This window comes from Streptomyces sp. NBC_01352 (assembly GCF_036237295.1).
In the GTDB taxonomy this organism is placed as follows: Bacteria; Actinomycetota; Actinomycetes; order Streptomycetales; family Streptomycetaceae; genus Streptomyces; species Streptomyces plumbiresistens.
Map to the genome: position 1 here is coordinate 4,773,770 of NZ_CP108354.1, position 14,072 is coordinate 4,787,841.

Annotated in this window: 10 protein-coding genes; 6 read left to right on the plus strand and 4 right to left on the minus strand. The window is 70.8% G+C overall.

The annotated features are described in order from the left end of the window. Positions 1 to 2: 2 nt before the first annotated feature. The 4 genes from OG252_RS22060 to OG252_RS22075 are packed head-to-tail and all read right to left on the minus strand — an operon-like array spanning position 3 to position 3,494. Positions 3 to 971: a complex I subunit 1/NuoH family protein gene (locus tag OG252_RS22060; RefSeq protein WP_266435236.1), complete on the minus strand. Its 969-nt coding sequence runs from the start codon at positions 969 to 971 to the stop codon at positions 3 to 5. Beyond that, positions 968 to 2,437 carry an NADH-quinone oxidoreductase subunit C gene (locus OG252_RS22065; protein WP_329338122.1) on the minus strand — a complete coding sequence of 490 codons (1,470 nt, stop codon included), beginning with the start codon at positions 2,435 to 2,437 and terminating at the stop codon, positions 968 to 970. Before OG252_RS22065 ends, OG252_RS22060 begins: the two co-directional genes overlap by 4 nt. Beyond that, a complete protein-coding gene (locus tag OG252_RS22070) occupies positions 2,434 to 3,075 on the minus strand; it encodes an NADH-quinone oxidoreductase subunit B (protein WP_329338124.1) in 642 nt (213 codons plus the stop codon). Before OG252_RS22070 ends, OG252_RS22065 begins: the two co-directional genes overlap by 4 nt. Further along, the gene (locus tag OG252_RS22075) at positions 3,066 to 3,494 is read right to left on the minus strand and encodes an NADH-quinone oxidoreductase subunit A (RefSeq protein WP_266435242.1); all 429 of its coding nucleotides are present in this window, start codon (positions 3,492 to 3,494) and stop codon (positions 3,066 to 3,068) included. The genes OG252_RS22070 and OG252_RS22075 overlap by 10 nt, the downstream gene beginning before the upstream one ends. Before the next feature lie 184 nt (positions 3,495 to 3,678). Between OG252_RS22075 and OG252_RS22080 the strand changes: the two genes are divergently transcribed. The 6 genes from OG252_RS22080 to OG252_RS22105 all read left to right on the plus strand — a co-directional run bounded on the left by OG252_RS22080 (position 3,679) and on the right by OG252_RS22105 (position 14,072). Beyond that, entirely contained in the window at positions 3,679 to 4,917 is a 1,239-nt protein-coding gene (locus OG252_RS22080) for a sensor histidine kinase (protein WP_266435244.1), read from the plus strand. Between the two features lie 150 nt (positions 4,918 to 5,067). Continuing rightward, the gene (locus OG252_RS22085; protein WP_266435247.1) at positions 5,068 to 6,429 is read left to right on the plus strand and encodes a sensor histidine kinase; all 1,362 of its coding nucleotides are present in this window, start codon (positions 5,068 to 5,070) and stop codon (positions 6,427 to 6,429) included. A 343-nt stretch (positions 6,430 to 6,772) separates the two neighbouring features. After that, positions 6,773 to 7,432 carry a response regulator transcription factor gene (locus OG252_RS22090; RefSeq protein WP_307680173.1) on the plus strand — a complete coding sequence of 220 codons (660 nt, stop codon included), beginning with the start codon at positions 6,773 to 6,775 and terminating at the stop codon, positions 7,430 to 7,432. Positions 7,433 to 7,702: 270 nt separating this feature from the next. Continuing rightward, positions 7,703 to 9,628 carry a 2-oxoacid:acceptor oxidoreductase subunit alpha gene (locus OG252_RS22095; protein ID WP_266435251.1) on the plus strand — a complete coding sequence of 642 codons (1,926 nt, stop codon included), beginning with the start codon at positions 7,703 to 7,705 and terminating at the stop codon, positions 9,626 to 9,628. Further along, the gene (locus OG252_RS22100; RefSeq protein ID WP_329338129.1) at positions 9,621 to 10,700 is read left to right on the plus strand and encodes a 2-oxoacid:ferredoxin oxidoreductase subunit beta; all 1,080 of its coding nucleotides are present in this window, start codon (positions 9,621 to 9,623) and stop codon (positions 10,698 to 10,700) included. Before OG252_RS22095 ends, OG252_RS22100 begins: the two co-directional genes overlap by 8 nt. A 327-nt stretch (positions 10,701 to 11,027) precedes the next feature. After that, the gene (locus OG252_RS22105) at positions 11,028 to 14,072 is read left to right on the plus strand and encodes an FG-GAP-like repeat-containing protein (protein WP_329338132.1); all 3,045 of its coding nucleotides are present in this window, start codon (positions 11,028 to 11,030) and stop codon (positions 14,070 to 14,072) included.

A 14,072-nucleotide genomic window follows, 5' to 3' on the forward strand; every position in this document is an offset into this window, starting at 1 on the left:
GGTTACTGGATCACCACCTTGACGATGCCGGTGAGGGCGATCTGGGCGAGGGAGAGGGGGACGAGGAGGGTCCAGGAGAGCTTCTGGAGCTGGTCCTCGCGCAGACGTGGGTAGGTGACGCGGAGCCAGATGACGAGGAAGGCCAGCACGGCCGCCTTCAGGAGGGTCCAGACCCAGCCGAGGCCGTCGGCACCCCAGGGGCCGTGCCAGCCGCCCAGGAAGAGGACGGTGGTCAGGCCGCAGAGGACGACGATTCCGGCGTACTCGGCGAGGAGGAACAGGGCGAAGCGGAGGCCGGTGTACTCGGTGTAGGCACCGAAGATGATCTCCGAGTCGGCGACCGGCATGTCGAAGGGCGGGCGCTGGAGTTCGGCGAGGCCGGCGACGAAGAACACGATCGCGCCGACGATCTGCCAGGGCAGCCACCACCACTCGAAGGCGTCGAGGATGCCGGGGATCGAGACGGTGCCGGCCGCCATCGCCACCGAGGCGGCGGTGAGCAGCATCGGGAGTTCGTAGGCGAGGAGCTGGGCGGCTGTGCGCAGGCCGCCGAGGAGGGAGAACTTGTTGGCGGAGGCCCAGCCGGCCATGAGCGAGCCGAGGACGCCCACGCCCATGACGGCGAGGACGAAGAAGACGCCCGCGTCGATGACCTCACCGACGGCGCCCTCGCCGGGGCCGATGGGGATGGCGAGGAGGACCAGGAGGTACGGGAGGAGGGCTACGGCGGGGGCGAGTTGGAAGATACGGCGGTCCGCGCCCGCGGGAACGATGTCTTCCTTCTGCGCGAACTTCACGCCGTCGGCGACGAGTTGGGCCCAGCCGTGGAAGCCACCGGCGTACATCGGGCCGAGCCGGCCCTGCATGTGGGCCATGACCTTGTGCTCGGTCTGGCCCACGATCAGGGGGAAGGTGAGGAAGACGACGAAGACGATCACGAGTCGCAGGGCGACGTCGAGTGCGTCGTTCACTGCGGGCCTCCTGAGGGGTCTTCGGGGGTGCCGGGCTCGGGGTCGGGGACAGGGCCGGGCCTTGGGGGGTGCTTGGGGTCGGGTGCCTGTTCGGCTTCGGTATCCGCCTCGGCCCCGGCCCCGGCCTCGGCCCCGGCCTCGGCCCCGGCCTCGGCTTCGGCTTCGGCCTCGACTGCGTGGTCCGGCTCGGCTTCCGGTGCCTGCTCGGCATTGGGTGCTTGGCCGGCCGCTGCCTCGCTCTCGGCGTTGGGCTCGGGCTCAGCGCCTCGCTCGGGTTCCCGTTCGTCGAAGGCCGGGCGGGAGTGGTGCCAGGGGGCGTCCGGGCTGCGCGGAGTGGTGGGTGCCTTCGGGGGCGTGCCCTCGGTCTGCGGAGGTGCGGCGGCCTCGCCGGTGTCGCCGGCCGAATCCGCCGCGCCGGGCGTGGCTCCCTGACTCGCCGACCCCTCAGACGCGGTGCGGGGCCGACGCCGGGCACCGGGCGCATCGCCGGCCGGGGCAGCCGGGGGCGGGGCGCCCGTGGCCGACGTCTCCGTGGCCCTGGACGCCTCGCTCTGACTGGCCGAGCCCTCCGCCGCGGTGCGGGAACGCCTCGGTACAGCGGGCGCGCCCTCAGTCGGCGCACCCGCGGGCGGAGCCTCCTCCACTTGACCCGCCGCACCCGCAGACCCGGCCGCCTCCACCGGAGCGGCCGACGCCTGACTCGCCGACCCCTCAGCCGCCGTACGGGCACGCCGTACGGGCCGTTCGCCGGCCGCGCGCGCCGGGTGTTCGCCCGTGTCCGCCACCGGGCGATCCGCAGTACCTCGTGCCGGGCGATCCCCAGTACCACCGCGCACCGGGCGTTCCCCCGCCCCCGCGCGACCCGCGCCCCGTGCCGGGCGGGTTGGGGCCGGCGGGAGTTGGCCCTTCAGGGGGCCCCATTCGTTGGGGTCGGGGACGCCTGGGGGGAGCATCTGACGGCGTTTGGGGCCGCCGTGTTCGGATTCGCCGGGTTCCTTGGCGCCGGGCCAGGCCTTGGCGACTCGGGAGGCGAGGACGAAGTCCTTGCGGAGGGGGTGGCCTTCGAAGCCGTCCGGGAGAAGGAGGTGGTCCAGGGAGGGGTGGCCCTCGAAGGCGACGCCGAACATCTCGTGGGTCTCGCGTTCGTGCCAGGCGGCGCCCGCGTACACGTCGACGGCGGTCGGCAGGGCGGGGGCCTCGTGCGGGACGGTCGTACGGACGAGCAGGCGGCGTACCGGGGAGAGGGCCACGACGTGGGCCGAGACGCGGAAGCCCGTGCCCGGTTCGTCGACCGCGCTCAGCCAGTCGAAGTAGGTGCAGCTGAGACGGTCGCGGGCCGTTTCGAGCGCCGCGATCCAGGAGGCCGGCGGCACGTCCACCGTCAGGACCTCGTACGACTCCTCCGCCGTGGCCTCCGCGCCGAACAGGTCCTCGGCGGGCGCGGGCAGCCAGCCGACCACCGTCATCGCGCGTCCCCCTCAACAGTCGGCTCAACAGCCGACTCAACAGCCGACTCAGCGGCCGGTGGCCGCACCAGCCCGCTCTGCAGCGCCGCGGCCGACGGCCGGACCGTCCCGTACCGCTCCCCCAGCGACTCCCGGGCGATCTTCTCCTGGAGTTTGAGGATCCCCTGGAGCAGCGCCTCGGGGCGCGGCGGGCAGCCCGGGACGTACACATCCACCGGGATGATCTGGTCGACGCCCTTGGTGACGGAGTACGAGTCCCAGTACGGGCCGCCGCAGTTGGAGCAGGCGCCGAAGGAGATGACGTACTTCGGCTCGGGCATCTGTTCGTAGAGGCGCTTCACGGCCGGCGCCATCTTGTCGGTGACCGTGCCGGAGACGACCATCAGGTCGGCCTGGCGCGGGCCCGGCGCGAAGGGGATCACGCCGAGGCGGATGAAGTCGTGGCGGGCCATCGACGCGGCGATGAACTCGATCGCGCAGCAGGCGAGGCCGAAGTTGAAGACCCACAGGGAGTAGCGGCGGCCCCAGTTGAGGACCACCTTCATCGGCTCGGGGGCGAGCCGGGAGAGCACGCCGAGGCGCTTCGGCTCCGGCAGGTACACGGGCTCCGAAGGAGTCACTTCTGGTGTCACGTCCATGCCAGTACGCCCTTCTTGTACGCGTACAGCAGGCCCACGGCCAGGAAGCCGAGGAAGATGAACATCTCGACGAGCGTCGTCGCGCCGTAGCCGGGGGCGGCGAACACCGTCGCCCAGGGGAACAGGAAGATCGAGTCGACGGCGAAGATGACGTACAGGAAGGCGTAGACGTAGTAGCGGACCTGGGTGTGGGCCCAGCCCTCGCCGACGGGGTCGACGCCGCACTCGTACGTCAGGAGCTTCTCGGGCGTGGGGACCACGGGTCGCAGCAGCCGCCCGGCTCCGAAGGCGACGGCCACGAACAGGACGCCGACGACGGCGAGCAGCCCGACGACCGAGTACGACTGGAAGTAGTCCGCCGCAACGACGACGGTCGGTTCCGGCACGTCAGTCCCTCGCTCCCTGACACTGGACGACATCTGGACGACACTGGACGCTCTTCGACGATCTGTACGCACGGGAGTCTAGGCCCTGCTAAAGAGACCGTAAGCAGCCCGTCACGCCTTGGCACAAGCCACAGGTCGCCGGGGTGGGGTTATCCCCAGGGGATCGCGGCGGTCCGCCTCATGGCGCGGCGGCCCGCCGCGCGGCACGCTAACCCATATGACCGAACGTCTCCCGTCCTCGAGACCCAGCGGGGAAGCGGACAGCGACCGCCTGCCGCCTGTCCGTTTCGCCTTCGACCGGCACACCTGGAAGGAGATCGCGCACCTCCTGGCGAACCTCCCGGTGGCCCTGCTCGGATTCACCTACGTCATGACGGTGCTGGTCACCGGCTTCTGGCTGACCGTCACGGTGATCGGTTTCCCGCTGCTGGCGGCCGGCCTGATGGGCGCCCGGCAGCTGGGCAAGCTGGAGCGGGCGCGCGCCAGGGCGCTGCTCGGCGTGCGGATCGACGAGCCGAGCCCCTTGCCCCTGCGCAGCCGCAAGAACGGCTTCTTCGTGCAGCTGTGGATGGGGATCAAGGACCCGGTCGGCTGGCGCACGGTGCTGTACGACTTCGTCCGGCTGCCCTGGGGTGTCTTCACCTTCGCCATCACGCTGACCTCCTTGTTCGTGCTGTGGCCGGTGCTGCCGTTCATCGCGCGGGGGCTGACCAACGTGGACCGGGCGATGGTGCGCGGCCTGCTGTCGCCGTCCGACGAGCTGGAGCGGCGGATCGCCGAGCTGGAGTCGGACCGGGGGGTCGTGGTCGACACGGCCGCGGCCGATCTGCGGCGCATCGAGCGCGATCTGCACGACGGGGCGCAGGCCCGGCTGGTCAACCTGGCCATGGGCCTGGGCCTCGCCAAGGAGAAGCTCCTCGAGGACCCCGACACGGCGGCCGCGATGGTCGCGGAGGCGCACGGCGAGGTGAAGCTCGCGCTGCAGGAGCTGCGGGATCTGGCCCGGGGCATCCATCCCGCCGTACTGACGGACCGCGGCCTGGACGCGGCCCTGTCCTCGGTCGCCTCGCGCTGCACGGTGCCGGTGAAGGTGACGGCCGACCTGCCGACCAGACCGGCCGCGGCGATCGAGGGCATCGCCTACTTCACCGTCTCGGAGCTGCTGCAGAACATCAGCAAGCACAGCGGGGCGAGGACCGCGTCGGTCGACGTGTGGCAGGCCGACGACCGGCTGCTGATCCAGGTGTGGGACGACGGCCATGGCGGCGCGCGTCTCGACGGCGGTACGGGGATGCGCGGCCTCGCCGACCGGCTGGGCGCCGTCGACGGCCTGTTCGTCATCGACTCGCCGCCGGGCGGGCCGACGGTGGTCACGGCGGAGCTGCCGTGGCGGGACCGGTCGCTCGACGCGCGGGAGCCCAGGGGGGCCGGGGAGCCCAGGCGGTCCCGGAGGTAGGGAAAACCCCCCGTCCAGGACGCCGACTGACTCCATGGTCCGCGGACCTGCGGCCGAGCAGGGTGGAGATACGACGGCACAGCCCCGGGACCAGCAGGTGGACCAGCAGGGTCTGCGGAGCCTCAGGACGAGTAGAAACGGACGACGCCGATGGCCACGGACTACGGACAGGGCTACGGGCACGACAGCGAGCTCGGGTTCGCGGAGGGGACGCGTGGGCATCGGCTGCCCTCCGCGCTGCGGGCGCCGTTCGAGGCGCGCAGCTGGAGCGAGCTGGCGTATGTGCTGCTGGGCCTGCCGATCGGCGTGCTCCTGTTCACGTACGCCGTCACGATGGTCTCCCTCGGTGCGGGACTGCTCGTGACGTTCCTCGGCATCCCGGTGCTGGCGGCGGGGCTCGCCGGGTGCCGGGGGTTCGGTGCGCTGGAGCGGGGCCGGGCGCGGGCGCTGCTGGGTCTGGAGGTGGGCGACCCGGAGCCGCTGCGGATGCGGAAGCAGGGCGTGATGGGCTGGATGGGAGCCGTCCTCGGGAGCGGCACCTCCTGGCGGACCCTGCTGTACGCGCTGCTGTACCTGCCGTGGTCGGTGTTCTCCTTCGTCGTCTCGGTGACCTTCTGGTCGATCGGGTGGTCGCTGATGACGTACCCGCTGTGGTTCTGGCTCTTCCCGATGTACGGCGGTCAGGACGGGCTCCAGCTGTACGGCGACGAAAGCCACCACATCTACCTGGACAACGCCTTCGAGATCGGCGTCACGGCGTTGGTGGGGCTGTTGTTCACGATGGTCACGCCGTGGATCGTGCGGGCGCTGACGATGGTGGACCGGGTCCTGGTGCACGGGCTGCTCGGGCCGACGCGGTTGTCGGCGCGGGTGGTGGAGCTGGAGTCGGACCGCGGGGTCGTCGTGGACACCGCCGCGGCGGACCTGCGGCGCATCGAGCGGGACCTGCACGACGGGGCGCAGGCACGGCTGGTGGCGTTGGCCATGGATCTGGGGCTGGCGAAGGAGAAGCTCACGGAGGACCCGCAGGCGGCGGCACGGATGGTGGACGACGCGCACGGTGAGGTGAAGACGGCTCTCCAGGAACTGCGGGACCTGGCACGCGGGATCCACCCGGCGGTACTGACGGACCGGGGCCTGGACGCGGCACTGTCGGCGGTGGCGTCGCGGTGCACGGTGCCGGTGCAGGTGGAGGTGGATCTGCCCGCGCGGCCGGCGGCGGCGATCGAGGGGATCGCGTACTTCACGGTGTCGGAGCTGCTGCAGAACATCAGCAAGCACGCTCGGGCGACGTGGGCGTCGGTGGATGTGTGGCGGGTCGAGAACCGGCTGATGCTGCAGGTCGTGGACGACGGGGTGGGCGGGGCGGACACGGCCGGCGGGTCGGGGCTGGCCGGGCTCGCGGAGCGGCTGGACGCGGTGGACGGGATTCTGGTGGTGGACTCGCCGGAGGGCGGGCCCACCCGGGTCACCGCGGAGTTGCCTTGGCGGGCGGAGCCGGCGATGCGGTGAGCTCCGCGGGTGGGTGACGGGGTGGCGGTGGGTGTGTTTCGCCCCCGCCGCCCTTACCCGTTCCCATCCCCAGGGGCTCTGCCCCTTCGACCCCGCCAGGGGGCTCCGCCCCCTGGACCCCCGTCGGCCTGAACGGCCTCGTCCTCAAGCGCCGGACGGGCTGGATCCAGGCCTCGTCCTCACAACGCCGGACGGGCTGGATCCAGGCCTGCTCCTCAAGCGCCGGACGGGCTGGATGGCTCATGCACGCCCGTCCGGGTCCGAATGCTGGGATGCTGGACGTTGTCGTCCGGGCGGGCGGTGGAGTCGGGGCTGTGGGGGGCCGTAGATCGTGGAGGACAGGGTGCGCGTGGTCATCGCCGAGGATTCAGTGCTGCTCAGGGAGGGCCTGACCCGGTTGCTGACCGACCGGGGGCACGATGTGGTCGCCGGGGTGGGTGACGGGGACGCGCTGATCAAGACCATCACCGAGCTGGACGCGGAGGGTGCGCTGCCGGACGTCGTGGTGGCGGACGTACGAATGCCGCCGACGCACACCGACGAAGGGGTGCGGGCCGCCGTACAGCTGCGCAAGGCGCACCCCGGACTCGGTGTGCTCGTGCTGTCGCAGTACGTGGAGGAGCGCTACGCCACCGAACTGCTGGCCGGTTCCAGCCACGGGGTCGGCTATCTGCTCAAGGACCGGGTAGCCGAGGTGCGTGAGTTCGTGGACGCGGTGGTACGGGTGGCCCAGGGAGGTACGGCCCTGGACCCCGAGGTCGTCGCGCAGCTGCTGGGGCGCAGCCGCAAGCAGGACGTGCTCGCGGGACTCACCCCCAGGGAGCGTGAGGTCCTGGGGCTGATGGCCGAGGGCCGGACCAACTCCGCGATCGCCCGGCAGCTGGTCGTGAGCGACGGGGCCGTCGAGAAGCACGTCAGCAACATCTTCCTGAAGCTGGGGCTGTCCCCGAGCGACGGCGACCACCGGCGCGTCCTCGCGGTCCTCACCTACTTGAACTCCTGAATTTCTGACACCCTGTCAGAAATGGGGCGCCCGCTGAGCGGGATGTGCGGGCCCGCCGATCCCGAGAACCGAAGAATGAGGGGCAGCGTCTTCAAGGGCAAGCGCTGGGGGCGAGTAAATCGTGACAAGTCGGGGTGCCCAACCATCTCAAAAGCGTGTCCATCATGCGAATGACCCAGGGAAGGCGACCCTTACGGTCGTAGGGTTGATCCTGGGAGGGCCTGCGGGAAGGCCGCTCCCAGACAGCCGCCTCGAGGGAGGTCCAGTTCAGTGACGCAGGTCAGTAGTCCAGCGGAGCAGGCCGACGGAACCGTCGTGGGAGAGCAGCGCAAAGCGGCAGGCGTGAAGGACGTCCGCCGTCTGGACCGGGTCATCATCCGTTTCGCGGGTGACTCGGGTGACGGGATGCAGCTCACCGGTGACCGTTTCACCTCGGAGACGGCGTCCTTCGGCAACGACCTGTCGACCCTGCCGAACTTCCCGGCCGAGATCCGGGCCCCCGCCGGCACTCTCCCCGGTGTCTCCTCCTTCCAGCTGCACTTCGCCGACCACGACATCCTCACGCCGGGTGATGCGCCGAATGTGCTGGTCGCGATGAACCCGGCGGCGCTGAAGGCGAACATCGCCGATCTGCCGCGCGGCGCGGAGATCATCGTCAACACGGACGAGTTCACCAAACGGGCGATGGCGAAGGTGGGGTACGCGGCCTCGCCGCTGGAGGACGGGTCCCTCGACGGTTATCACCTCCATCCGGTCCCCCTGACCACCCTGACCGTCGAGGCTCTCAAGGATTTCGACCTCACTCGCAAAGAGGCCGAGCGCAGCAAGAACATGTTCGCGCTCGGCCTCTTGTCGTGGATGTACCACCGGCCGACCGAGGGCACCGAGAAGTTCCTGACCTCGAAGTTCGCCAAGAAGCCGGACATCGCGGCCGCGAACATCGCCGCCTTCCGCGCGGGCTGGAACTTCGGTGAGACGACGGAGGACTTCGCGGTCTCCTACGAGATCGCGCCGGCGACGACGGCGTTCCCGACCGGCACGTACAGAAACATCTCCGGGAACCTGGCGCTGTCCTACGGGCTGGTCGCCGCGTCCCGGCAGGCGGACCTGCCGCTGTTCCTGGGCTCGTACCCGATCACCCCGGCCTCCGACATCCTGCACGAACTGTCGAAGCACAAGAACTTCGGTGTGCGTACCTTCCAGGCGGAGGACGAGATCGCCGGGATCGGGGCGGCGCTGGGTGCGGCGTTCGGTGGTTCGCTGGCGGTGACGACGACGTCCGGTCCGGGCGTGGCACTCAAGAGCGAGACGATCGGGCTGGCGGTGTCGCTGGAGCTGCCGCTGCTGGTCATCGACATCCAGCGCGGCGGCCCGTCGACGGGTCTGCCGACCAAGACCGAGCAGGCGGACCTGCTGCAGGCGATGTACGGGCGCAACGGTGAGGCGCCGGTGCCGATCGTGGCCCCGCGCACCCCGGCCGACTGCTTCGACGCGGCCCTGGAGGCGGCCCGGATCGCGCTGACGTACCGCACGCCCGTCTTCCTGCTCTCGGACGGCTATCTGGCCAACGGTTCCGAGCCGTGGCGGATCCCCGACCTCGACGAGCTCCCCGACCTGCGGGTGCAGTTCGCGCAGGGCCCCAACCACACCCTGGACGACGGCACCGAGGTCTTCTGGCCGTACAAGCGCGACCCGCAGACCCTGGCCCGCCCGTGGGCGATCCCGGGCACGCCGGGCCTGGAGCACCGGATCGGCGGCATCGAGAAGCAGGACGGCTCGGGCAACATCTCCTACGACCCCGCCAACCACGACTTCATGGTCCGCACCCGGCAGGCCAAGATCGACGGCATCGACGTACCGGACGTGACGGTCGACGACCCGCACGGCGCCCGCACCCTGGTGCTGGGCTGGGGCTCCACGTACGGGCCGATCACGGCGGCGGTACGGCGGCTGCGCACCGCCGGCGAGGCCATCGCGCAGGCCCATCTGCGCCACCTCAACCCCTTCCCGCGCAATCTCGGCGCCGTCCTCGAGGGCTACGACAAGGTGGTGATCCCCGAGATGAACCTCGGCCAGCTCGCCGCCCTGGTCCGGGCGAGGTACCTGGTCGACGCCCACTCCTACAACCAGGTCAACGGCATGCCGTTCAAGGCAGAACAGCTCGCCACGGCTCTGAAGGAGGCCATCGATGGCTGAGACGTCCACGGAAGGCACGGGCACGATCGAGGCGCTTTCGCTCGTCCCCAAGGCCGAGGCCCGCCAGTCCATGAAGGACTTCAAGTCCGATCAGGAAGTGCGCTGGTGCCCCGGCTGCGGTGACTACGCCATCCTCGCCGCGGTCCAGGGCTTCATGCCCGAGCTGGGCCTGGCGAAGGAGAACATCGTCTTCGTCTCGGGCATCGGCTGCTCGTCCCGCTTCCCGTACTACATGAACACCTACGGCATGCACTCCATCCACGGCCGTGCCCCCGCGATCGCGACCGGCCTGGCGTCCAGCCGCCGGGACCTGTCGGTGTGGGTGGTCACCGGTGACGGAGACGCACTGTCGATCGGCGGCAACCACCTCATCCACGCCCTGCGCCGCAATGTCAACCTGAAGATCCTGCTGTTCAACAACCGGATCTACGGCCTGACCAAGGGCCAGTACTCCCCGACCTCCGAAGTCGGCAAGATCACCAAGTCGACGCCGATGGGCTCCCTGGACGCCCCGTTCAACCCGGTGTCCCTGGCAATCGGCGCGGAGGCCTCCTTCGTGGCGCGGACGATCGACTCGGACCGCAAGCACCTCACCGAGGTCCTGCGTCAGGCCGCCGCTCACCCGGGCACCGCGCTGATCGAGATCTACCAGAACTGCAACATCTTCAACGACGGCGCCTTCGAGGCACTGAAGGACAAGCAGCAGGCCGAGGAGGCCGTGATCCGCCTGGAGCACGGCAAGCCCATCCGCTTCGGCACCGACGGCACCCGCGGCGTCGTACGCGACGCTGCGACCGGCGACCTGAAGGTGATCACGGTGACCCCGGACAACGAGGCGGACGTCCTGGTCCACGACGCCCACGCCACGTCCCCCACCACCGCCTTCGCCCTCTCCCGCCTGGCCGACCCGGACACCCTCCACCACACCCCCATCGGGGTGCTCCGTTCCGTGGAGCGACCGGTGTACGACACCCAGATGACGGACCAGCTCGACACCGCGATCGAGCAGAACGGCAAGGGCGACCTGGGAGCGCTGCTGGCCGGCGGGGACACCTGGACGGTCGTGGGCTGACCGCGGGTTTGACGTGACGGTCGAGGGCCTGGGTTCGGTAATGCGCCCAGGCCCTCTTCGCGGACAACGGCTACGGCGGCAACTCCTTCCGCCTGGACAAGGGCTGGGGCAACACCTTGGACTCGGTCGCCAACGACCAGGGCGAGCCCATCGCAGGGGGAGTGCCCGGTACGGCCGCACAGGCTGGTGTTAGCCTCATGCGGCTGTGCTTGGGGGGACGGCCGGGGGGCCGGGAACATTCCAACGTTCATGTGACGTGCGCCTGTTGAGCCGCCGTCGTCCCGTCATGCTCCGCCTTCGTCCCGACCAGAGGCCCAGGAGCCGACGTTGGCCAGACGCACCACTGCCCGCGGGGTCATAGCCGCACTGGCGGTCCTCGCCGCGACCGCCGGAGGGATCACCGGCGCGGCCACCGCCTCCGCCGGCAACGCCCTGGCGGCGGAGAAGGTCTTCCAGTCCAACCGTTACGCCCCGCGCGCGGACCGGATCCGCAGCGCGGGGCCCAGTGGCTATCTGCATGCCCAGGAGGGCCGTTCCGGCTACTTGTGGACGTCGTACGCCACTGGCGCGACGACCGAACTGGGCGACCTGCCCTCCTTGGAGATCCCCGGGTACCTGGGCTCGTCGTCCGACATCGTCGCCGAGGTCGTCTCGCCCACCGAGAAGGTCGTCCTCAGGGACATGGCCGCCGGTACCAGCACGGACGTCGCCCTCACCAACGGCACCTACCAGGCCACCTTCGGCACCCACGTGCTGACCCAGGCCCGGGACGCCGACGGCAACCGCACGCCGTGGCTCTACGGCGCGGGCACGCCCGCCGACGGCACCCCCGTCGAGGGATGGCCGACCGGCGTCACCACCGACTTCACCGTCCTGGCCGGCGACAGCACCACGGCCGTCCTCAACTACGCCCAGCCGAACGGTATGCAGCACCTGATGCTGGTCGACCTGGCCACCGCGAAGGTCACCGGCGACGTGACCCTGAACGTCGTGCCGACCGGCGTCGCCCTGAGCGCGGACCGGCTGGTCTGGTGGTCCGGCCTCTGGTCCGCCCATGTCCTGGACCGCGCCGACCTCTCCGCCCCCGCGACGGCGCTGAAGCTGCCCGGCACGGAGGGCACCCCGTCCGTGGGCATCGCCGGGAACTGGCTGGTGGTGGCCCGTTCCGTGCCGGCGAGCCCGCAGGACTGGGTCGACAAGTCCGGCGAGCGGCTGATGGCCGTACCCCTGACGGGCGGTGACCCGGTCACCCTGCTCCGGCACGCGAACACCTCCCTCGTCACCGCGCCGGACGGCGGCCTGCTGGCCGTGGGCGGCACCGACTCCGGCGCCTGGGCGGTGCGCCGGGTCGCCGACACGGGGGCGGCCGCCCCGACGCTGAGGGAACTGACCGCGGTACCGCCGGTCGCCGCGAGGATCGACCGGCTGTCGCTGCAGAACGGCACGCTGGCCACCGACGAGGCCGACGCCAGCTTCATGGGTGCGTACTACACCAGGCCGATCGCTGCCGACGGCACGCCGGGCGCACCCACCTGGCAGGACTGGGACGGCTACAACGTGGGCCCGTACTCCACCGGGGACGGCCGCGCGGTGACGTTCACCGCCGACTCCGACCCCACCAGCGGCTCGTACGTCCAGTCCGTCTTCGAGGACGACGCGGCGGGCTTCTTCCGGGTGCCCTCCGCCTCCGGGGCCCTCCTCGACGTCACCGGCCGCTACGCGATCGTCAACGGCTCCTCCCCCGCCAAGCAGTACATCGGCGACCTCGGCGTGTACTCCGACCTCCAGCCCATCGTGACCCGTTCGGTCACGGCCGCCTCCGTCTGGGGCACCAAGTTGTGGACGCCGGGCTCCGGCACGGGTGTCGTCACCGCGAAGGACCTGAAGACCGGCAAGGTCACCGACACCATCGCCACCGGCGCCCCCTGCGTCGCCAAGGAGCTTCAGGCGGTAGGCCGTTGGATCTACTGGTCCTGCGGCCCGACCTCGACGGCCGGGGTGTGGGACCGTACGGCGAAGAAGAACATCGCCGTCCCGTCCGGCGAGGCCCTGCTCGGCGACGGCTATGTCGTACGGCACGACCGCGCGGCCGGCGCGCTCCTGCTCACCTCCTTCGCCGACGGCACCGCAGCCACCCGGAAGATCGGCGACCTCGCGGCGGGCGGCTCCAGCCGGCGCGGGGTGACCTGGACCGTGGACAAGTTCGGCGGTCCCGTGGCCTACGTCGACGCGGACCGGCGGATCCACCTGGTGCCCAGCGGGGCCGCCACCCAGGCCCTCGGAGTGATCGAGTCCGAGGTGACGAGCAGCTTCGGCGGCAACCCGTGGTGGCAGTGGCGCGGACTGCTCTCCAAGCCCGCCGCCTCCTGGAAGGCCACGCTCACCAGCAAGGCCACCGGCACGGTGGTCCGTACGCTCTCCGGCGGCGAGGTGTCGGGCAACGTGACCGCGCGGTGGGACGACCGCGACGGCAAGGGCGCCTACGTCCCCAACGGCACGTACACCTTCAGGCTGACGGCCCAGCCCGCCGACGGGTCGGGGCCCGCGATGACCGTCACCCAGACGGTGCGCGTGTCCTACGGAGCCGTCGTACGCCGCGACTTCATCAACTACGACACCTGGGCGCCCGACGGGATCGGCGACGTGATGACCCTCAGCCCGTCCGGTGTCATCAGCTACCGTCCGGGCAACGGGACGGGAGGCCTCGGCAAGGCCATGTCCGCCTCGGGCTGGCCCTCCTCGGTCACCCTGGTCCCGTTCGGCGACCTGAACGGTGACCGCCAGAACGACGTCCTCGTCCGCTTCAGCAGCGGCGAACTCCGCGTCTACCGCACCTGGCGCGGCCAGGCCTTCCTCACGGACACCCCGCGCACCTCGCTCGGCAAGGGCTGGAACCAGTACGACGTCCTGACCTCGCCGGGGGACGTCAACGGCGACGGGCGGCCCGACCTCATCGCCCGCAACAGCTCCACCGGCGCCGTGTACCTCTACAAGGGCACCAGCACGGGGAAGCTGTCGGCGCGGGTGAAGCTCTACGACAACTGGAAGACGTACAAGAAGATCGTGGGCGTCGGCGACTTCAACGGCGACGGCCGCGGGGACCTGTTGGCCCAGGACAAGTCGAACACCCTGTGGCGGTACGACGGGAACGGCACCGGCGGCTTCAAGGCGCGGGTGAAGCTCGCCGCGAACTGGGGCTCGTCGTACAACGTCATCGTCGGCGTCGGCGACATCACCGGCGACGCCAGAGGGGACATCATCTCCCGGGACACCTCGGGCGCGGTGTGGCGCAACACCGGTAACGGCAAAGGGTCGTTCGGGGCCCGTACGAAGATCGCGACCGGGTGGCAGGGGTACAAGGGCGTGTTCTGA

What these genes read in the sequence shown, in the direction of transcription:
- OG252_RS22065 (WP_329338122.1), bottom strand. Translation starts at nt 2,437, where the DNA reads ATGACGGTGGTCGGCTGGCTGCCCGCGCCCGCCGAGGACCTGTTCGGC.
- OG252_RS22070 (WP_329338124.1), bottom strand. Translation starts at nt 3,075, where the DNA reads ATGGACGTGACACCAGAAGTGACTCCTTCGGAGCCCGTGTACCTGCCG.
- OG252_RS22075 (WP_266435242.1), bottom strand. Translation starts at nt 3,494, where the DNA reads ATGTCGTCCAGTGTCAGGGAGCGAGGGACTGACGTGCCGGAACCGACC.
- OG252_RS22080 (WP_266435244.1), top strand. Translation starts at nt 3,679, where the DNA reads ATGACCGAACGTCTCCCGTCCTCGAGACCCAGCGGGGAAGCGGACAGC.
- OG252_RS22085 (WP_266435247.1), top strand. Translation starts at nt 5,068, where the DNA reads ATGGCCACGGACTACGGACAGGGCTACGGGCACGACAGCGAGCTCGGG.
- OG252_RS22100 (WP_329338129.1), top strand. Translation starts at nt 9,621, where the DNA reads ATGGCTGAGACGTCCACGGAAGGCACGGGCACGATCGAGGCGCTTTCG.